16 protein-coding genes are annotated in these 20,136 nt (G+C 71.4%); 8 read left to right on the top strand and 8 right to left on the bottom strand.

Features of this window, described 5'->3' with window-relative positions:
- Positions 1–118: 118 nt before the first annotated feature.
- Complete coding sequence (locus tag ABZ883_RS00215) at positions 119–673, bottom strand: YciI family protein (protein WP_360898915.1); 555 nt, start codon at positions 671–673, stop codon at positions 119–121.
- A 553-nt stretch (positions 674–1,226) separates the two neighbouring features.
- On the opposite strand from ABZ883_RS00215, the gene ABZ883_RS00220 reads away from it, so the two are divergent.
- The gene (locus tag ABZ883_RS00220) at positions 1,227–2,654 is read left to right on the top strand and encodes an OFA family MFS transporter (RefSeq protein WP_360898917.1); all 1,428 of its coding nucleotides are present in this window, start codon (positions 1,227–1,229) and stop codon (positions 2,652–2,654) included.
- A 208-nt stretch (positions 2,655–2,862) separates the two neighbouring features.
- Here the strand turns inward: ABZ883_RS00220 and ABZ883_RS00225 are convergent, their stop codons facing one another.
- From ABZ883_RS00225 to ABZ883_RS00235, 3 genes are all read right to left on the bottom strand, one after another.
- Positions 2,863–3,558, bottom strand: coding sequence for a GntR family transcriptional regulator (locus tag ABZ883_RS00225; protein ID WP_360898920.1), 696 nt, complete (start codon positions 3,556–3,558; stop codon positions 2,863–2,865).
- Between the two features lie 201 nt (positions 3,559–3,759).
- The gene (gene pntB, locus ABZ883_RS00230; protein WP_360898923.1) at positions 3,760–5,235 is read right to left on the bottom strand and encodes a Re/Si-specific NAD(P)(+) transhydrogenase subunit beta; all 1,476 of its coding nucleotides are present in this window, start codon (positions 5,233–5,235) and stop codon (positions 3,760–3,762) included.
- 6 nt (positions 5,236–5,241) lie between these two features.
- A complete protein-coding gene (locus ABZ883_RS00235; RefSeq protein WP_360898926.1) occupies positions 5,242–6,789 on the bottom strand; it encodes a Re/Si-specific NAD(P)(+) transhydrogenase subunit alpha in 1,548 nt (515 codons plus the stop codon).
- A gap of 437 nt (positions 6,790–7,226) precedes the next feature.
- On the opposite strand from ABZ883_RS00235, the gene ABZ883_RS00240 reads away from it, so the two are divergent.
- Positions 7,227–8,240, top strand: a complete 1,014-nt coding sequence (locus ABZ883_RS00240) for a 2-dehydropantoate 2-reductase (RefSeq protein WP_360898929.1) — start codon at positions 7,227–7,229, stop codon at positions 8,238–8,240.
- A 261-nt stretch (positions 8,241–8,501) separates the two neighbouring features.
- The gene (locus tag ABZ883_RS00245) at positions 8,502–9,434 is read left to right on the top strand and encodes a LysR family transcriptional regulator (protein ID WP_360898932.1); all 933 of its coding nucleotides are present in this window, start codon (positions 8,502–8,504) and stop codon (positions 9,432–9,434) included.
- On the opposite strand, the gene ABZ883_RS00250 is transcribed toward ABZ883_RS00245, so the two are convergent.
- Positions 9,427–11,055, bottom strand: a complete 1,629-nt coding sequence (locus tag ABZ883_RS00250; protein ID WP_360898935.1) for a FadD7 family fatty acid--CoA ligase — start codon at positions 11,053–11,055, stop codon at positions 9,427–9,429. The two genes, ABZ883_RS00245 and ABZ883_RS00250, sit on opposite strands and share 8 nt — an antisense overlap.
- A gap of 299 nt (positions 11,056–11,354) precedes the next feature.
- Between ABZ883_RS00250 and oxc the strand changes: the two genes are divergently transcribed.
- Positions 11,355–13,106 carry an oxalyl-CoA decarboxylase gene (gene oxc, locus ABZ883_RS00255; protein WP_360898938.1) on the top strand — a complete coding sequence of 584 codons (1,752 nt, stop codon included), beginning with the start codon at positions 11,355–11,357 and terminating at the stop codon, positions 13,104–13,106.
- Between the two features lie 77 nt (positions 13,107–13,183).
- A complete protein-coding gene (gene frc / locus ABZ883_RS00260; protein WP_360898941.1) occupies positions 13,184–14,440 on the top strand; it encodes a formyl-CoA transferase in 1,257 nt (418 codons plus the stop codon).
- A gap of 59 nt (positions 14,441–14,499) precedes the next feature.
- Here frc and ABZ883_RS00265 read toward each other — a convergent pair whose 3' ends face one another.
- Positions 14,500–14,940 carry a PAS domain-containing protein gene (locus ABZ883_RS00265; RefSeq protein WP_360898944.1) on the bottom strand — a complete coding sequence of 147 codons (441 nt, stop codon included), beginning with the start codon at positions 14,938–14,940 and terminating at the stop codon, positions 14,500–14,502.
- A 127-nt stretch (positions 14,941–15,067) separates the two neighbouring features.
- Between ABZ883_RS00265 and ABZ883_RS00270 the strand changes: the two genes are divergently transcribed.
- Positions 15,068–15,973, top strand: a complete 906-nt coding sequence (locus ABZ883_RS00270; protein WP_360900172.1) for an EamA family transporter — start codon at positions 15,068–15,070, stop codon at positions 15,971–15,973.
- 77 nt (positions 15,974–16,050) lie between these two features.
- Here ABZ883_RS00270 and ABZ883_RS00275 read toward each other — a convergent pair whose 3' ends face one another.
- Both ABZ883_RS00275 and ABZ883_RS00280 read right to left on the bottom strand, forming a co-directional pair.
- Entirely contained in the window at positions 16,051–17,022 is a 972-nt protein-coding gene (locus ABZ883_RS00275; RefSeq protein ID WP_360898947.1) for an MBL fold metallo-hydrolase, read from the bottom strand.
- A gap of 11 nt (positions 17,023–17,033) precedes the next feature.
- Positions 17,034–18,419, bottom strand: a complete 1,386-nt coding sequence (locus ABZ883_RS00280) for an FAD-dependent oxidoreductase (protein ID WP_360898950.1) — start codon at positions 18,417–18,419, stop codon at positions 17,034–17,036.
- Between the two features lie 73 nt (positions 18,420–18,492).
- On the opposite strand from ABZ883_RS00280, the gene ABZ883_RS00285 reads away from it, so the two are divergent.
- Both ABZ883_RS00285 and ABZ883_RS00290 read left to right on the top strand, forming a co-directional pair.
- Positions 18,493–19,413: an AraC family transcriptional regulator gene (locus ABZ883_RS00285; RefSeq protein ID WP_360898953.1), complete on the top strand. Its 921-nt coding sequence runs from the start codon at positions 18,493–18,495 to the stop codon at positions 19,411–19,413.
- Between the two features lie 166 nt (positions 19,414–19,579).
- Positions 19,580–19,996 (top strand): hypothetical protein, encoded by a 417-nt coding sequence (locus ABZ883_RS00290; RefSeq protein ID WP_360898956.1) that lies wholly within the window; start codon positions 19,580–19,582, stop codon positions 19,994–19,996.
- The last annotated feature ends 140 nt before the right edge of the window (positions 19,997–20,136 follow it).

The raw sequence follows: 20,136 nt of genomic DNA on the forward strand, positions 1-20,136 counted from the left end.
CCGGGCTCAGGCCCGGCGGCCCCGAAGGCGGCTCCCGCACGGCGGAGAGCCGCCTTCGCCCCTGGGGGCCCGTGACGACCCGGCTCGGGCCGCCGGGCTCAGGCCCGGCGGCCCGGATTTACGACGGGCGCCCGCCGAACTGCCAGGGGTGCACCTCGATTGCGGCGTACCGGTCTTGGGTCAGGACGGCGCGTGCCGTCCCCGGGTCCGGTGCCCGCAGCAGGGCCGCCGTGCCGAGCCAGGCGCTGCCGTCGTCGGACAGCAGCGGCCCGTAGGCGATCAGGTCGTCGTCCCGGCCGGGCGGCGGGGTGAGGTCGGCGGCCTCCCCGGCGCCGAGGCCGAGCACGAGGTACCGGCTGCCACCGGTCCTGCCGCCGGGGAACTCCCACATGGTGCGCCCCAGCAGGTTGCGCCACCGTCGCAGCAGCACGTCCCGGTAGACGCCCGCCTGGTAGTTCGGCTCGTCGAAGGCGAACGCCCGGGCGGCGGCCGCGTCGGGCAGTTCGAGGATGTGCACGCTTCCGGTGGGTGTGTCGAGGTCGTCGGCGAGCGTCGGTCCGCGGGCGATCATCTCCTTCGCGTACTGATCCATGTAGGACCAGTGGTCCTCCAGCAGCGCGTCGCGCAACGCCAGGGATCCGGACCGGTCGCGGTGGTAGCAGAGAAACTCCATGCGCAGAGGGTCCCGGCAACGGGGTCCCCGGGTCGAGCGGGTTTCGCCGCGCGGTCCGCCCGTTAACTCTGATAGCCCGTCAATTCGGCCCTTTGCCGCGGTTCCGGACGCCGCATGCGGCCGTGCGCGTGTGATTCCGCAGGTCCGCCGCGTGAATCCCCGGGCGTAAGCGGGCCGTTGGCCGTCCGGGGGCGGGCGCCGATGGTAATGCGGTAGTCAATCTTCCCGACATCCTCTGGACACACGCTTCCGCGGATCCATACCGTATGCAATCTCCAGTATGTAATGCATCGCACAACGACCGGCTGACCAGCCACAACTGGGCCCCGGGCGCGGCTTTGCCGTGTGCCGCGGGGGTCCATGGATGTGCCACCGACCATGCGCCGCAAGGCCCGGGATGCCGCCCCGGACCCCGGCGGACGGACGGCGTACCACCGGCACGGCCGCGTGCCGGGCGTGCCGCAGGGATGGGAATCCGTACCACCCCGCCGCATGAGAAGAGATAGGCCCAGGGAGCGCACGCCAGGTTCTTTTCACGCAAGGGAAGGCACACATGTCAGCAATACCTGAGGTGGCTCCTGCTCCCTATCGGGAAGTCACCGACGTGAACGGCCGCGTGTACCGGATCGGCGAGACCGACCGGTCCATCCTGGGCAGGCCCCGGGCCTGGATGGTGTGGCTGCCGTGGTTCGCGATGATGGGTGTCAGCGTCTTCGAGTACGGCTACAGCTCCGCGGAGTCGACGCTGGAGACCGCCCACGGGTGGACGCTCACCGAGGCGTTCTGGATCGCCAGCATCTGGGCGGTCTTCCAGGCCGGTGTGGCGTTCCCCGCCGGGCGGCTGAGGGAGACCGGGGTCCTGCCGGCCAGGACGGCCATGCTCGCCGGCGCGCTGCTCTCCGGGCTCGGACTGTCGGCGGTCGCCCACTTCGGCAACCCCTTCGTCGTGATCCTCGGCTACTCCGTGCTCGGCGGCACCGGTGCCGGTCTGGTCTACGCGACCTGCATCAACATGGTCGGCAAGTGGTACCCGGACAACAAGGGCGCCCGCACCGGGTTCGTCAACGGCGGCTTCGCCTACGGGACCCTGCCGTTCATCTTCGTCTTCAGCTACTGGTTCCACCCCGGCAACTTCAAGCTGGTGCTCGACCTGATCGCCGTGTTCATGGTGATCGTCGTGGGCGTGTGCGGCATGTTCTTCAAGGACCCGCCGAAGAGCTGGTGGCCGCAGGACGTGGACCCGCTGAACCGGGGCACGACCGAGGACTCCGCGCGCGTCGCGAAGCGGCTGGCCAAGAACCCGCCGGCGAAGGCCCAGTTCACCCCGATGCAGGCGATCAGGACCGGGCAGCTGCCGCTGATGTGGTTCGCCCTGGTGTGCATCGGCGGTGTGTCGCTGTTCGGCATCAACTTCCAGGTGCCGTTCGCCAAGAGCCTCGGCTTCGGGCCGCTGGTGGCCGCCTCGTCGGCCGGTGTGCTGGCCGTGGTCAACGGCGTCGGCCGGGCGGCGGTGGGCTGGCTGTCCGACACCCTGGGCCGCAAGCGGACGCTGACACTGGTGCTGGTCGTCGCGGGCGTGGCGCAGTTCGGCGTCCTGTGGTCGGGCCAGGCCCACAACGAACCCCTCTTCCTGTTCTTCGCGTTCGTGAACGGCTTCGGCGGCGGCGCCTTCTACCCGCTGTTCGCCGCGCTCGTACCGGACTACTTCGGTGAGAACAACAACGCGCAGAACTACGGTCTGGTCTACAGCGCCAAGCTGTTCGGCGGTGTGTTCGGCGGCGGCCTGGCCGCCTCGGTGATCAGCGCCTGGGGCTACACGGGCGGTTACAGCCTGGCCGGAGGCATCGCCTTCCTGTCCGCGGCGATCACCTTGTTCCTGCGCCAGCCGAAGCCCTCGCACGCACAGGGCGCGCCCGCCGTGCAGGAGACCGCGGGCGGCCAGGCGGCCCAGCCGTCGCCCGCCGAGGCGAGCAGCGGCTGACCGTTCCGGTACCGGAGGGGGCGCCCGCCCCGGCGCCCCCTCCCGCATGACGTGCGCGGGCGAACGGAGCCCGGCCCGGTCCAGCGGCAGTTCCGCGCCGGGTCGTCCGCGTCACGGGAGCGGGGCCGGCCGGTGGGGTGCGCTCCCTGCTTCGTCCGGCCCCGCCCCATCTCCCCTGACGCCGAAGGGGGGACGGGGCGGCTGTGCGTCACCCCTTGCGGGCACCGGCGGCGGCGATCTGCCGGCCGTAGAAGTCGGTCGTGCGCTGGGTGTGACGGCGCATCAGTTCCTCGGCCCGTTCCGCGTCGCCCTCGGCGATGGCGTCGATGAGCGAGGCGTGCTCGTTCCAGGCCTCCTTGCCGCGGGGCTTGGCGATGGGCATGTAGTACCAGCGCACGCGCCGGTCGACCTGGGGGATCAGCTCCGCCAGGACCTTGTTGCGGGACAGCTCGGTGATGAAGCCGTGCAGGGCGGCGTTGGCCTCGACGATGCCCCGCGCGTCGTCCGCCGCCAGGGCCGCGATCCCGGCCTCCTGGAGCTCCCACAGCCTGGCCACGTCCTCCTCGGTCGCGTGCAGCGCGGCCCCGTGGGCGGAGTGCGTCTCCAGGACGGCCCGCACGCTGAGGAGTTGGGCGGCCTCTTCCTCGGTGGGGGAGTGGACGAAGGCGCCTTGTGCGGGGCGGAGGTCGACCCAGCCGTCGGTCTGGAGGCGTTGGAGGGCTTCGCGTACGGGCTGGCGGCTGACGCCGAGGTGTTCGGCGAGTTCGGCCTCGACCAGGTGCTGCCCGGGTGTCAGGGTGCCGTTGATGATGAGATCGATCAGCGCGTCGTAGACGGCCTGGCGCAGCGGCGCCGGCCGGTTGATCCGGACGGTGGCGGCTGCGGCGGTGCGTGTGTCGCGCATGGGCCCCCTCATCGGACTGCGGTTCGTGACGGAGCCAGGATACAGGTTTTAGTATGCAATCTACGTACAGTCTTGTCCAAGCCTTCGTCATCGAACGGCGGTTGACGCAGCGCAAGGCAGCGCAAGGCAGGACGCAGCGGTGCGGGCGGGGCGGGAAGGCCACGGCCTCCCGCCCCGCCCGCACCGTCGCGGGAGCGCCCGTCAGGCGTGCGTGGGCTGCTCGGCCGTACGGCCGCCCGGCCGCGCCGCCGCGGACCCGGCCTCCGGTGCGCTCAGCGCGCGCAGGATGCTCTCCACGCTCTGCTTCGCGTCACCGAAGAGCATGCGGCTGTTCTCGCGGAAGAACAGCGGGTTCTGCACGCCCGCGTACCCCGAGGACATGGACCGCTTGAAGACGACGACCTGCCCGGCCTCCCAGACCCGCAGCACCGGCATGCCGGCGATGGGGCTGGACGGGTCCTCCTGCGCCGCCGGGTTCACCGTGTCGTTGGCGCCGATGACCAGCACCACCGAGGTGTCGGTGAAGTCGTCGTTGATCTCGTCCATCTCCAGCACGACGTCGTAGGGCACCTTCGCCTCGGCCAGCAGCACGTTCATGTGCCCGGGCAGCCGCCCGGCCACCGGGTGCACGCCGAACCGCACCCGCACCCCGCGGTCGCGCAGCGCCTGGGTCAGCTCGGCCACCGGGTGCTGGGCCTGGGCCACCGCCATCCCGTAGCCCGGGGTGATGACCACCGAGGTGGCGTTCTCCAGCAGCTCGGCGGTCTCCTCGGCGCTGGTCTCGCGGTGCTCGCCCTGCTCGGCCTCACCGCTCGGCGCCGCCTCGATGCCGAATCCGCCGGCGATCACCGAGAGGAAGGACCGGTTCATCGCCTTGCACATCACGTACGACAGGTAGGCACCGGAGGAGCCCACCAGCGCGCCGGTGACGATCAGCAGGTTGTTGTTGAGCAGGAAGCCGGCCGCTGCTGCCGCCCAGCCCGAGTAGCTGTTCAGCATCGAGACCACGACGGGCATGTCGCCGCCGCCGATGGACGCGACCAGGTGCCAGCCCAGCGCGAGCGCCAGGACCGTGACGGCGATCATCAGCCCCAGGCTCGGGCTGACCGCGAACCAGACCGTGAGCCCCACGAAGACGGCCAGCGCGCCGAGGTTGAGTGCGTTCTTCCCCGGCAGCGTCAGCGGACGGGACTTGATCCGGGCCGACAGCTTCAGGAACGCGATGATCGAGCCGGTGAAGGTCACCGCGCCGATGAAGATGCCGATGAACACCTCGGCGTGGTGGATCCGCAGCAGGTCGGCGGCGATCCGGGTCTGCTCCGCTCCGTGCGCCTCGACCTCCAGGTAGCTGTTCCAGCCGACCAGCACCGCGGCCAGGCCGACAAGGCTGTGCAGGACGGCGATGAGCTCCGGCATCTGCGTCATCTCGACCTTGCGGGCCCGCCACAGGCCCACGGCGCCGCCGACGGCCGTGGCGGCCACGATGAGCAGGACGGCGCCGGCCGATATGTCCCGCGCGGCGACGACGACGGTGGCGACGAGCGCCAGCGCCATCCCGCCGATGCCGTAGGCCACCCCGGCGCGGGAGGTGCGGTGCTGGGAGAGCCCGGCCAGGCTGAAGATGAACAGCAGTGCGGCGACGATGTCGGCGGCCTGTGCGGCCGTTGTTGCGGTCATCGGACCTCAGCCTTTCGAGAACATGCCGAGCATGCGGCGGGTGACGGCGAATCCTCCGAAGATGTTCACGGTGGTCAGCGTGATCGCCACGAGCGACAGCACCGCGACGAGCACCCCGTCGTGGCCGATCTGCAGCAGCGCGCCGACCACCACGATCCCGGAGATCGCGTTGGTGACCGACATCAGCGGGGTGTGCAGGGCGTGATGGACCTTGCCGATCACGTAGTAGCCGATGACCACGGCGAGCGCGAACACCGTGAAGTTGCCGATGAGCTGGGCGGGGGAGAACGCGACGAGGAAGAACATCGCGAGCATGCCGAGCCCGACGAGCCCGTAGCGGACGGCCGGGGTCAGACGGGGCTCCTTGGCCTGCGGGGCCGCCGTCACCGGAGCCGGGGCCTGCTGGGCGGGCGCGGCGGCCGACACCTGCACGGGCGGCGGCGGCCAGGTCTTCTCGCCGTCCCGCACCACTGTCACCGACCGCTGCACGACGTCGTCGAAGTCCACCGTCAGCCGCCCGTCCTTGCCGGGCGTCATGAGCCGGAGCAGGTTGACCAGGTTGGTCCCGTACAACTGCGAGGCCTGGGCGGGCAGCCGGCCCGCGAGGTCGGTGTAGCCGATGATCGTCACGTCGTTGCCGGTGACGATCGCCTTGCCGCTGACCGTGCCCTCGACGTTGCCGCCCTGCGCCGCGGCCATGTCCACGATGACGCTGCCGGGCTTCATGGCCGCCACGTCCGCGGCCGTGATCAGCCGGGGCGCCGGGCGGCCGGGGATCAGCGCGGTGGTGATGATGATGTCCACGTCGGCGGCCTGCTCGTGGTAGATCTCGGCCGCGCGCCGGTCGTACGCCTCGGACGTGGCTTTGGCGTACCCGTCGCCGCTCGCCTGCTGCTCGACCTCCACGGCGAGGAACTCGCCACCCAGCGAACGTACTTGGTCGGCGACCTCGGGCCGCGGGTCGGTGGCCCGCACCACGGCGCCCAGGCTGCCGGCCGCGCCGATCGCCGCGAGCCCCGCCACCCCCGCGCCGGCCACCAGGACCTTCGCGGGCGGCACCTTGCCCGCCGCGGTGACCTGGCCGGTGAAGAAGCGCCCGAAGACATGGGCGGCCTCGATCACCGCCCGGTACCCGGCGATGTTGGCCATCGAGCTGAGGACGTCCATCGACTGGGCCCGCGAGATGCGCGGCACCGCGTCCATCGACAGGACGGTGATCGGCCGCCGCGCGAGCTCGTCCAGCAGGCCGGGGTTGACGCCCGGTCCGATCAGCCCGACGAGGGTGGCCCCGTCGCGCAGCTTGGCCGTCTCCTCCTGCGAGGGCGGGTTGACCTTCAGGACGACGTCCGCCCGCCAGGCGTCGCCGATCCGTGCGCCGGCCTCGGTGTAGGCGTCGTCGGAGAAGCCCGAGGCCGTTCCGGCCTCCGACTCCACGACGACCTCGTAGCCGATGGCCAGGAGTTTGCGGACACTGTCCGGTGTGGCCGCCACGCGGGTCTCCCCGGCGGTGGACTCGGTGACGACACCGATCTGCTGTGGTGGTGAATCCGACATCGCTCTCCTGTTCCGTCCCTTCCGACTGACTTGACCGGTGCCGTTGTCAGTTGAGCCGTCCGCCGTGCTGTGCCCGTTCCTGTTCCTGTGCCGGGCGACCCGCCCTGACGTGGGCCTTCGCCACGGGCCGCCGGCGGACGTGCCCAGCGGTGCGTTCTGTTGCGACCGCGTGCCGGCCTCGGTGCGCGGTGGCGCGCGGCACAGCGTGTGCGGCGAAGGTTTCCCCCGCTGGGTGCCCGGCCAACCAGCCGGGGGTGTGAGTTGTGCCGCCTTGTGGGGCGTCGGAGCCGGCCCGACGGGGCGCCGGACCGCGGTCGGGCCCCGCGTCGCCCCGCGTCGACCGGCGTTCGGGCGTGCGCCTTTCCGTAGGGGGACTGTACATCGCGAGAGAGCACTGCATACAGTATTCATTCCCGCTCGAATCGAGAGGAGCCGCCGTGAGAATTGCAGTCCTCGGAGCCGGTGCGATCGGCGCCTACTGGGGCGCGGCACTGCACCGTGGTGGCGCCGACGTCCACCTGATCGCCCGGGGTGAGCATCTGCGGGCCATACGCGCGGACGGAGTCCGGGTACTCAGTCCGCGAGGCGACTTCGTGGCGCGCCCCAACGCCACCGACGACCCGTCCGAGATCGGTCCCGTGGACTACGTCTTCCTGGGGCTGAAGGCACACGCCTACCCGACCGCCGGATCACTGGTCGCCCCCCTGTTCGACGACAGCACCGCGGTCGTGGCCGCCCAGAACGGCATCCCGTGGTGGTACTTCCACAAGCTTCCCGGTCCCTACGAAGGGCGCCGCATCGAGGCCGTCGACCCGGACGGCGCCACCAGCCAGGTGCTGCCGCCGGAGCGGGCGATCGGCTGCGTCGTCTACCCCGCGACGGTCATCGAGGCCCCCGGAGTCATCCGGCACCTGGAGGGCACCCGCTTCTCCATCGGCGAGCCGGCGGGCGGGATCTCCGACCGGTGCACGGCCCTGAGCGAGGCCATGATCGCCGGTGGCCTGAAGAGCCCGGTGGAGCCGAACCTGCGCGACGACATCTGGATCAAGCTGATGGGCAACGTCGCGTTCAACCCGATCAGCGCCCTGACCCGGGCGACGATGGTCGAGATCTGCCAACACCCGCACACCAGGCGGCTGGTCACGCAGCTCATGGAGGAGACCCTCGACATCGCCGCCAGGGTCGGCAGCACCCCGGACATCTCCATCGAGAAGCGGCTGCGCGGCGCGGAGGGCGTCGGGCACCACAAGACGTCCATGCTCCAGGACCTGGAGGCCGGCAAGCAACTGGAACTCGACGCCATCGTCACGGCGGTGGTGGAGATGGCCGACATCTCCGGCGCCGAGGCACCCACCCTGCGCACCGTCCACGCCGCCACCGACCTGCTGGCCCAGCGGGCCGCGGCGGGCTGGGAGATCGACGACACCGCCCAGAAGGCGGCGCCCGCGTAACCTCCGTGCGCCGCGCGGCGGCCCGCGGCCCCGGTGCGACCGCGCCGGGGCCCGGGCCTCGCCCGCACCGGCCGTGCGGGCGGCGACGGCGGGCTCGGTAAGCTGGCCGCGCCGAACGCCCCTCGCATCCCGCGTGTCCGTCCCCGGCCGGCCCGGGGACGTGTCCCACGTCCGGGGCGTCGACCAGGCACCACTGACGGCCTTGCGACTCCAGCAGGAAGCGCCGGCGCGGCCACGGCCCCAGGCAGAGAGGAGTCGTTCATGCTGTTCCGTCAGCTGGAGTACTTCGTGGCGGTCGCCAGGGAGCGCCACTTCGCGCGGGCGGCGGAGTCCTGCTACGTGTCCCAGCCCGCGCTGTCGGCGGCGATCGCCAAACTCGAACGGGAGCTCAACGTCACGCTGATCAACCGCGGCCACAACTACCAGGGCCTCACCCCGGAAGGCGAACGCCTCGTCGTGTGGGCCAAGCGCATCCTGGCCGAACAGGAGGCCTTCAAGGCCGAGGTGGCCGCCGTCCAGTCGGGCATCACCGGCACCCTGCGGCTGGGCACGGAGCCCACGGCGTCCACGACGCTCGTGCTCCCCGTCGCCGCGTTCTGCGCGGCGCACCCGCTGGCCAAGGTGCAGGTCCGCTCCCGGCTGTCGACCACCGAGCTGCACCGCCAGCTGCTCGCCTTCGAACTCGACGCCGCGATCGCCCACTTCGCCCCCGACGACCGCGAGAACCTCCAGGTGATGTCGCTGTACGAGGAGCGGTACATGCTGCTCGCGCCCAGCGACCAGCTGCTGTCCCCGTCCGACACGATGCGCTGGGCCGACGCGGCGCAAATGCCGCTCGCCCTGCTCACCCAGGACATGAGGATCCGTCAGGTCATCGACAGCGCCTTCGCCGAGAGCGGGGTCGCGGTGACCCCCCAGGTGGAGACCGACTCCGTCGCGGCCCTGTACGCCAGCGTGGGGGCCGGCGCGTGCGCGAGCATCGTTCCGCACACATGGCTGCGGGCGATGCCGCCGCTCGGCAGGATGCGCGCCGTCCGCCTGGTCGAGCCGGACGCCAGGGCGCGGGTGTCGGTCGCCATCCACGCCGCGACCCCCGGTTCGGTCGCGGCCCGGGCGTTCATGACCGCGGCGGCGGGCCTGTCGCTGGACGAGTTCTTCGACGAGCCGCTGCCGGCCGAGCACCGCGTCAGGTGAGTCCGGGCCCGCGGGGCCGGTCCGCGTACAGGGCGTGCACCGCCGGACGGTCGAGCCCGCCCTTGGCGGTGTGCGGGAGCGAGGCGACGACGGCGAGCCGGTCGGGCACCTCGAAGGCGGCCAGCCGGGTGCGGCAGTACCGCAGGATCTCCTCGGGGTCGACGCTCTCGCCCCGCGACAGGACCACGGCCGCGCCGACCCGCTGACCGTACGTCGCGTCGGGCACGGCGAACACGGCGGCCTCGGCGACCCCGGGACAGCCCGCCAGGACGTCCTCGACGCGTTCGGGCGAGATCTTCTCGCCGCCGCGGTTGATCAGGTTCTTGATGCGTCCGGTGAGGAAGAGGTAGCCGTCCTCGTCGAGCGTGCCGAGGTCGCCCGTGCGCAGCCATCCGTCGCCGAAGCCGCGCTCCGTCCCGTCGGGGTCGGCGAGGTAGCCCCGGGCGACGGTGGCGCCGCGCACCCACACCTCGCCCTCGGCGCCGGCCGGGCAGGGGCGCCCGCCGGGGCCGACGACCCTCAGCTCCACCCCGGTCGCGCGGCCGACCGAGCCGTGCTTCAACTGGCCGTGGTGCGGCAGCGGTTCGCTGGCCGCCTGGTGCGTGGACTCCGTCATCCCGTACGCCGACAGCAGCGGCGCACCCAGCGCGCGCTCCAGCGCCCGCTGGGTGGCCGCGTTGAGGGGCGCGCTGCAACTGCGCACGAACTTCAGCGGCGGCCGGTACGACGCCGGCTGCGGGCCGGCGTGGTCGACCGCCGACCGGTCCAGGAGGATCTCGTGGATGGTGGGGACAGCGGTGAACCACGTGGCGCCCGCCGCCCGCATGTCGTCCCAGAACGTGTGCGCGGAGAACCGGCCGCGCGCCGGCAGCAGCACACTGCCGCCGCTCGCCAGGGAGGACAGGAGCGCCGCGAGCAGCCCGTGGCCGTGGAAGAACGGCATCACCGCCACGGTCGCGTCGCCGGGCCCCAGTTCGTAGGTGGCGCAGATGTTCCGCACGGACGCGGCGACGTTGGCGTGCGTCAGCGGAACCATCTTGGCGCGGCCGGTGGTGCCCGGCGTGAACAGCACCAGGGCGTCGTCCGCGGCCAGTTCGCGGGCCGCGCCCCGCCCGTCCGGGGGCGCGGGCGCGCCGGCGTCGAGCGCGGCCGACGCCGCCCCGGCGCGGGAGACCGCCACGCGCAGGGTCCACGCCGGCACGCGCACCCCCCCGACCGGAGCGGCTCCGCCCGCCGGCGGACCGACCAGCAGCGCCCGCACCCCGAGCGCCTCCAGCCGGGCGGACACCTCGGCCTCCGGCAGCGCGGGGTCCACGGGCGCGACCACCAGCCCCGCGCGGGCCCCGGCCAGCAGCGCCACAACGAACTCGACGGTGTTGGCGCACACCAGGCCGACCACGTCCCCGCGGCGCAGACCCCTGCCGCCGAGGCGCCCGGCCACGTCGTCGGCGAGGCCGGCCAGCGCGCCGTACGACAGCTCCACCCGGTCCCCGGTGACGACGAGAGCGCGGGCGCGCGGGCGTTCGCGGAGCTGACGGTCCAGCAGACCGCCGAGGCCGGTGACCGCCGGCGGCCGGTAGCGCTGCGCGTCGCGCACGGGTGCTGCGGCCGGAACGGTCATGACCGCACCTCCTTGGCGCCGGGTCGTTGAGCCAGGTCTGTCGAGCCACGTCTGCGAGCCCGGTCGGGTGCGCCGTCTCCTCAGCGAGACTGGGCGGGGCGCCCGGCGCACGTCCAATACGCGCTGGTGAACGGTCGATAGCGGGCGTCTATCAAGGGTGTTCCGGACCCCCTCGGCATGCGTTGATAGACGCCGCTTATGGGCTGGTCGCCGATAGGTCTTGGACGCGGGCGGGCGGGCTGCGGATGGTGAGACGAGTAGCCGCACCGGCATGACCTGCCCAAGGAGGACCTCGGACCATGACCGCCCCCTCACCACTGGAGACCGTGGCGACCGCCGACGTTCCGGCCGAGCTCACCGACGGGTACCACCTGGTCGTCGACGCGCTCAAGCTCAACGACGTCGACACCATCTACGGGGTGGTCGGCATCCCGATCACCGACCTGGCCCGCCTCGCCCAGGCGCAGGGCATCCGCTACATCGGCTTCCGCCACGAGAGCAACGCGGGACACGCGGCGGCGGCGGCCGGCTACCTCACGAAGAAGCCGGGCGTGTGCCTGACGGTGTCCGCGCCGGGCTTCCTCAACGGGCTGGTCGCCCTCGCGAACGCCACCACCAACTGCTTCCCCATGGTGCAGATCTCCGGCTCCAGCGAGCGCCACCTCGTCGACCTCAAGCAGGGCGACTACGAGGAGATGGACCAGCTCGCCGCCGCCCAGCAGTTCTGCAAGGCCGCCTACCGCGTGAGCCGCGTCGAGGACATCGGCCGCGGCATCGCCCGCGCGCTGCGCACCGCGATCTCCGGGCGCCCCGGCGGTGTCTATCTCGACATACCCGCCGCGGTGCTCGGCTCCATCATGAACGCCGACGAGGGCGCGCGGACGGTCAGCCGCCTCGTCGACCCCGCGCCGCGCCAGATCCCCGCGCCCGAGGCGGTGGACCGCGCCATCGAGTTGCTGGCGGCCGCGCAGCGGCCGCTGGTGGTGCTCGGCAAGGGCGCCGCGTACGCGCAGGCGGACGACCAGGTAAGGGAGTTCATCGAGTCCACCGGCATCCCCTACGTGCCGATGTCGATGGCCAAGGGCCTGCTGCCCGACGACCACCCGCAGTCGGCCGCCACCGCCCGTTCGCTGGCGCTGAAGAAGGCCGACGTCGTGATGCTGGTGGGCGCCCGCCTCAACTGGCTGCTCAACCACGGCGAGGCGCCGCAGTGGAACCCGGACGCCAAGTTCATCCAGGTGGACATCGAGCCCCGGGAGATGGACAGCAACCAGCCCATCGCCGCCCCGCTCGTCGGTGACATCGAGTCCGTCCTCGACGCGCTCGCCGAGCGGACCAAGCCCGGCCAGATCGCCGCCCCCGCCGCCTGGCGCGAGGAGCTGGCGGCGCGCTCGGCGCAGAACGTCGCCAAGATGGCCGAGCGCCTGAAGGCCGACCCGCACCCCATGCAGTTCATGGGCGCGCTGAAGGCGGTGCGCGACGTGGTGCGCGAGCGCCCCGAGACGTACATCGTCAACGAGGGCGCCAACGCCCTGGACATCGCGCGCAACGTCATCGACATGCACGTGCCGCGGCACCGCCTGGACAGCGGCACCTGGGGCGTCATGGGCATCGGCATGGGCTACGCCATCGCCGCCGCCGTCGAGAGCGGCGCGCCGGTTGTGGCCGTGGAGGGCGACAGCGCCTTCGGGTTCAGCGGCATGGAGCTGGAGACCATCTGCCGCTACAAGCTGCCCGTGGTCACCGTGATCATGAACAACGGCGGTGTCTACCGGGGCGACGACGTCAACCCCCTCGACGACGCACCGTCCCCGACGACCCTGATGTCCGCCGCCCGCCACGAGCTGATGATCGAGGCGTTCGGCGGCAAGGGCTACCGCGCGACCACCCCCGCCGAGGTCACCGCCGCCCTCACCGAGGCCCTGGCCTCGGGCGGCCCGGCCCTCATCGACTGCGTGATCGACCCCTCGGCGGGCACCGAGAGCGGCCACATCTCGCACCTCAACCCGAAGGGCATCACCGTCGGCAACATCGTGCCGGCGAAGAAGTGAGCGCCCGAACCCCCTCGTCACCCAGCTCCCGCACAGCCCACGCCCGCTCAGCGAACATTCACCAGAAGGAAGCCACCATGAGTGACAAGCCGCTCGCCGGAATCAAGGTGATCGACTTCACCGGGGTCCAGGCCGGTCCCGCATGCACCCAGATGCTCGCCTGGTTCGGCGCCGACGTCATCAAGGTCGAGCGCCCCCAGGGCGGCGACGTGACCCGCAACCAGCTCCGCGACATCCCCGACCTCGACGCGCTCTACTTCACGATGCTCAACAGCAACAAGCGCTCGCTGGCCATCAACACCAAGACCGCCGAGGGCAAGGAGGTCATGGAGAAGCTGATCCGCGAGGCCGACATCCTGGTCGAGAACTTCGCGCCGGGCGCCATGGACCGCATGGGCCTGGGCTGGGACCACATCCACCAGCTCAACCCCCGCCTGATCTTCGGCTCGGTCAAGGGCTTCAACGACGACTCGTCCTGGAACGACCTCAAGGTCTACGAGAACGTCGCCCAGGCCGCCGGCGGTGCCGCCTCCACCACGGGCTTCTGGGACGGCCCGCCGACCATCAGCGGCTCGGCCCTCGGCGACAGCAACACCGGCATGCACCTGCTGATCGGCCTGCTGACCGCGATCATCCAGCGCAACGCGACCGGCCAGGGCCAGAAGGTGTCGGTGTCCATGCAGGACGCCGTCCTCAACCTCACCCGGGTCAAGCTCCGCGACCAGCAGCGGCTGGAGAAGGTCGGCTACCTGGAGGAGTACCCGCAGTACCCGAACGGCGAGTTCGGCGACACGGTGCCGCGCGGCGGCAACGCGGGCGGCGGCGGCCAGCCCGGTTGGATCCTGAAGTGCAAGGGCTGGGAGACCGACCCCAACGCCTACATCTACTTCACCATCCAGGAGCAGAACTGGAAGCGGACCGCCGAGGCCATCGGCCGGCCCGAGTGGGTCGAGGACCCGGAGTACACGACCGCCAAGGCGCGCCAGTCGCACATCTTCGAGATCTTCGCCGAGATCGAGAAGTGGCTGGCCGACAAGACCAAGTACGAGGCCGTCGACATCCTCCGCACGTGGGAGGTGCCCTGCGCGCCCGTGCTGAGCATGAAGGAGCTGGCCGCCGACCCCGACATGCGCAAGAGCGGCACGATCGTCGAGGTCGAGCAGAAGGAGCGCGGCCCCTTCCTGACCGTGGGCAGCCCGATCAAGTTCTCCGGCTTCAAGCCCGAGATCATCGGCGCCCCGCTGCTGGGCGAGCACACCGACGAGGTGCTGGCGGACCTCGGCTACGACGCGGACGCCATCCGCGCGCTGCACGAGGCGAACGTCGTCGTCTGACCGCCTCCGTACGGCAACGGTGCCCCGCACGCGACGCGCGTGCGGGGCACCCGTGTTTTTCACGTCGCCTGTGCCGCCTTCGCGGCGGCGAGTTGCCCGTACAGCTCCTTCTCCTTGGCGCGCCGCGCGGTGACGTCCCGGATCACTGCCCCGACCCAACCCGGCCGCCCGTCCGCGTCGTTCAGCAGCACCACGCTGAACTCGATCGACAGCTTCCGGCCGCCGGCGCCCACCGCGGGGACGGCGAGCAGGTCGTCGTCCCCGTACCGGGTGGTGCCGGTGGCCATGGACTTCTGGAAGCCGTCCCAGTGCCGCCGCTGGTGGCGCTCGGGGATGATCACGTCCAGGCTGTGACCGATGACCTCGGCAGCCGGGAACCCGAAGATCCGTTCCGCGCCGTGGTTCCAGTAGCGGATGCGCCCTTCGCGGTCGATGATCACTACGCCGTCGGGTGCCTGGGCCACCATCCCCAGCACCACATCGGGATCCAGATCCGCCATGTTCCCTCCAGGCTCGGGCCGTTGAAGATGCCGTATACAGCATACTGTCGCCCTCCCGGGAGGGCCCGGGACGGGAAAGGACGTGACGTGCGGCGCCCGATCGCCGAAAATCCATGGCGTGGCCACCATGAACGCCGACGCGAGCAGCCGTGACCCGTCCTCCCCCCGAGCCTCCCCGACCGCGCCGATCGGACGGGCCTTCGGCGCGATCCCGCCCACGGGACTGGTCCTGCTCGGCATCGTCAGCGTCCAACTGGGCTCTGCACTGGCCAAGAACCTCTTCGACGAGGTGGGCAGCTTCGGGACCGTCACCCTGCGCCTGTGCTTCGCGGCGGCGGTGCTGCTCGCGGTCTGGCGGCCCTCGCCGCGCATGAGCCGCCACACCTGGGCGGCGGTGCTCGGCTACGGTGTGACCCTCGGCACGATGAACCTCTGCTTCTACCTGTCGCTGGCCCGGATCCCGCTGGGGATCGCGGTGACCGTCGAGTTCCTCGGCCCGCTGACGGTGGCGCTGGCCGGGTCGCGGCGATGGCTGGACTCCCTGTGGGTGCTGCTCGCGGCAGGCGGCGTCCTCCTGCTGACGGAGGGACGCGGCGACCTCGACCCCCTCGGCGTGCTGTTCGCCCTCGCCGCGGGAGCGTGCTGGGGGCTGTACGTCCTGGTCGGCGCGGCCCTGGGCCGCCACACCACGGAAGGCCGCGGCCTGGCCCTGGGCATGGCTGTGGGGGCCCTGGTCGCCCTGCCGTTCGGCGTCGCCGACAGCGGCACGGCGCTCGTCCAGCCGTGGGTCCTGCTCGCGGGGCTCGGCGTGGGACTGCTGTCCTCGGTGATCCCGTACTCGCTGGACCTGGAGGCACTGCGCAGGATCCCCCCGCGCGTCTTCGGCATCCTGATGAGCCTCGAACCGGCGATGGCGGCCCTCATTGGGCTGGTCGTGCTCCAGGAGTCACTGCGCTGGACGCAGTGGATCGCGGTGGTGTGCGTGGTGGCCGCGTCGGCGGGCGCCACGCGGGGCGCCCGCGCGGACGCCTGACCGGAGGCCGGGCGAGGCGGCGGGTCAGGGCGTCGCCTCGGGCGGCCCCTGGTGCCGTGCCGTCATGCGCGCGCTGCTCACGGCGCGTTCAGCGCCGCCGGGACGTTGACCTCGAAGTGGATGGACTCGTACATGCTGTAGTCGCTGTACTCCTTCATCCCGAGTGCCTCGCGGACCTGGTCGGCCGACAGTCCCTTGCCCTGGGCGTCCCGCGTCAGACGGATCAGCTCCTCCAGGTAGGCGATCGAGTGCGGGACGTCCGCACGGCGCATGGGCCGGCCGTGGCCCGGCACGATCAGGGTGTCGTCGTCGAGGACCCCGTAGAGGCGGCGGTAGGTGGCGAGCGTCTCGTCGGCCCGCCCCTCCAGCAGCCACGGGAAGGCCGGGGGCGGGGCCTGCAGCATGTTCCCGACGAAGACGATGTTGTCCTCACGCATGCGGACGACCAGGTCGCCGTCGGTCTGGGCGAAGCCGAGGTGCTCGATGTCCACGTGCTTGCCTCCCAGGTCCACGGAGCAGGACCCGGACACCGCGATGTCCGCCGAGCGGGGCACCACCTCCTCGATGCCGACGTTCGCGCCGAGCAGGTCGATCATGAAGGCGCGGTCCTGCTCGAAGCGCTCGTCGATCGCCCGCTTGGTCGCCTCATGGTGGATGATCACCGTCTGCGACGGGAAGGCGAAATTCCCGAAGCAGTGATCGCCGTGGAAACTGGTGTTGACCAGGAACCGGATGGGCAGCGAGGTCACTGCGCGCACCGCGCCGATGACCTGGGAGGCCAAGCGGCCGTTGCTGAGCGATTCGACCACCAGCACTCCCGAATCGCCGACGACGAACCCGGCGTTGGTCGCGGTGTGGTCGGTTTCCTCGACATCCGCCCCATGACCGCGTACACACCGTCGGCGAGTTCGCGCGCGTGCATGCGGACTTCGGCGATGTCGAAGGGCCTGTTCTTCTGCTGCATGGTTCTTTTCTCTTCCGGAAGACGGGCCGGCTGGTCCCATTTGTCTCATGGTCGGGCGGCGGTTGCATCCAGCCCCGGCGCGCATGTCCGTCGACGTCAGGTGAGGACCTTGTCGAAGACCTCATTGAGGGCTTCGGTCGAGCTCGGGTGGGTGTAGATCGCGTCGCGGAGCTGCGTGGCCGTGATGCCGTGCCGCATGGCCAGCGCGACGGTGTTGACGATCTCCTGCGCGTCGATGCTGAGCAGGGCGGCCCCGAGGACGAGGTCGGTGTCCGGGTCCACGATGAACTTCATGACGCCGCGGGTCTCCTCGACCGTGTAGGCGCGGGGCATGGCCACGATGTCCGCGACCCTCTCCCGCGAGACCTTGATGTCCAACCCCCGCGAGCGCGCCTGGCTCTCGGTGAGTCCCACCGTGGCCAGCGGGGGTGTGATGAACAGGGTGTGGGGCACTGCCCTGCGGTCGCTCGTGGAGCGCTTGCCCTCGCCCAGGAGCTGGTCCAGGACGATGCGCGCGTCGTCCAGGGAGATGTAGGTGAACTGCTCACCGCCGTTGACGTCCCCGAGTGCGTAGATGTGCGGCCGGCTGCTGCGCAGGAACTCGTCGACCACGATCGCGCCGCTCGGCGCGGTGCGGACGCCGGCGGTGTCGAGCCGGAGGCCGTCAGTGACGGGCCGGCGTCCGGTGGCGGGCAGCAGGGCCGAGGCCTCGACGGTGTGGGTCCGTCCGTCCTTCTCGTAGACGACGGTCGAGACGGCGCCGCTGTCCCGCACCTCGGTGACGTGCGCGCCGGTGACGACACGGATGCCGTCGCCGGTGAGGATCTCCTCGACGGCCCCGGCGATGTCCTCGTCCTCCCGCGGCAGGAGCCGTTCGGCCGCTTCGAGGACCGTCACCTCGCTGCCGAAGCGCCGGTAGATCCCCGCGAACTCCAGGCCGAGGTATCCGCCTCCCAGGACCACGAGACGCTCGGGCAGGTTCTGCGTGCGGGTCAGCTCCGTGCTGGAGACCAGATGGGAGCTGCTCGCGAGCCCGGGAACCGGGGGGATCACGGGCTCCGACCCGGTGTTGACCAGGATCGTGGGGGCGGTGACGGTGATGACGTCCGGTCCCTCCCCGACGGCGACGGTGTACGGGTTGATGAACCGGGCCGTGCCGGTGATGACCGTCGCGGTGTCTCTGCCGTTGAGGGCCTCGAAGTTGCCGGCACGGAAAGCGCTGGTCAGCGCGCGGACGCCGGCGACCGAGCGGGCGAAGAACTCCTGCGCGTCGTCGCTCAGGCGTTTGGTGCCGGCGTAGTGGACGAGCATCTTCGTCGGCACGCAGCCGACGTTCGGGCAGGTCCCGCCGTACATGTTCGCGGACCGCTCGACCAGGACCACGCGGCGGCCGGCCCCGGCGAGCGCGTGAGCGGCGGTCTTGCCCCCCTTGCCGAAACCGATGACCAGGACATCCGCGGTGAGTGCTGTGGTGATCTCCATGCGTCGAGTCTGCGACCCGGCCACCGGGGCAAATAGACTCGGCCGTCTCACTGTCCTGCCCGAAAGTCTCACCGTGGACTCCGTCAGCCGACTGCTGCGCCTGGCCCGGCTCAGGGCCGACCTCGACAAGCACTGCCTGCTCGGGGCCGGCACCAGGATGGAGGTGCCGCCGCACGGCGAGCTGGAGGCGCCCTTCCACGTGCTGCTGGAAGGCACCTGTCAGCTGCAGGTGGGCACGGTCCTGCTCGACCTGCGTCCCGGGGACGTGGTGATGATCCCGAGCGGCACACCGCACCGGGTGATCACCGACGGCGAGGGCGGCCAGGTGGGGACGGCGGAGACGCCCGGCGACGTGTTCACGACCACCCGCAGTGAGCACGGCGGGGAGCCCGTCATCGACCTGTTCTGCGGGCACTACACCTTCGACGCCGGCACGGGCGCACTGCTGTTCGCGAGCCTGCCCGACCCCGTGCACGTCTCCTTCGGGCAGTCGGCGGAGAGCGACGAGGTGCTGCGCATGCTCAGCGCCCTGATGCGCGGTGAGGCGCGCCGCGAGGGCGAGGGCACCGCGGCGATCCTCTCCGCCCTGTGCACTGTGCTGCTGGCGATGGTGCTGCGCACCGCGCGGGGCGACACCACACGGACCACCCTGTGGACCGCGGCGGCCGACGGCCGTATCGCGGCGGCTGTCGAAGGCATGCTCGACGACCCCGGAGCCGACTGGACGATCGAACGGCTCAGCCGCACGGCCGCCATGTCCCGCGCCACCTTCCTGCGCCACTTCACCCGGGAGACGGGAACGACCGTGGGCGTCTTCCTCACCCGCGCACGGCTGATGACCGCGGCGGAACTGCTCACCGCCACCGACGCCACCGTCGCGAGCGTCGCCGGGCAGGTCGGCTACTACTCCGAGTCCGCGTTCTCACGGGCCTTCCGGGCCCACCTCGGCACGACGCCCGCCCGCTTCCGGCGCGAGCACACCCGTCCGGCCTGAACATGTCCGCGGTCGCATCCCGAGACCGCGGCTCCCAGGTCACGCGATGGCCGGGGTCGAGCTGCTGCGAACTCCCGGTGTCCCGCTCCCGGCGGACCTTGTCCGCCGGGTCGCACAGAAAGATTCTTCCCACTGGGACGACCAGCCCGCGATCATCCGTCGGGTTTTGCCGCAGCTCGTCGTGGTGCTCACCGAGGGCGAGACCGAGTCCGGTCTCATGGCCCTTGGACTGGCCGCGGCAGGCTGGTCACGGTGGCCCCGCGAGCAGGCTGGGGCTGTGGCCGGATTCCTGGACGCGTGGTGGACGCAGACCCTGCGGACGAAGTCGTCGCCCATTCCGGCGTGTGCAGTGTTCGAGAGCTGCGTGACCGCGAGTTCCTCGGTCACCCCGTGGCTGGCCCGCTGGGAGGCGGAGACGGGCCCTGTAGCCCGCCGTCATCTGGCTGACAGCCTCGGCTGGTGGCGGGAGGAGTTGACGTCCAACAACTCTCCTTTCACATGGTGGTGGGGCACCGAGACGGCGGAGCAGGCTGCCTGGCATGAAGTGAAGCAGTGGCTGGCCGGTCAGGCCAGGGCAACGTGATGCGGGAAGTTTCAGACGCGGCCGGCAGCCGTGAACGCCGACGCGGTGGAATTCAGGCGATGTTGGCTCCGGTCACGACCTCGCGGAGGCGCTGGTCGTCGGCGTGGCGGTTCGCCAGATGATGTAGCGGCGGATCGTGC

It is taken from the genome of Streptomyces sp. NPDC046977, from assembly GCF_040644455.1.
Taxonomy (GTDB): Bacteria; Actinomycetota; Actinomycetes; order Streptomycetales; family Streptomycetaceae; genus Actinacidiphila.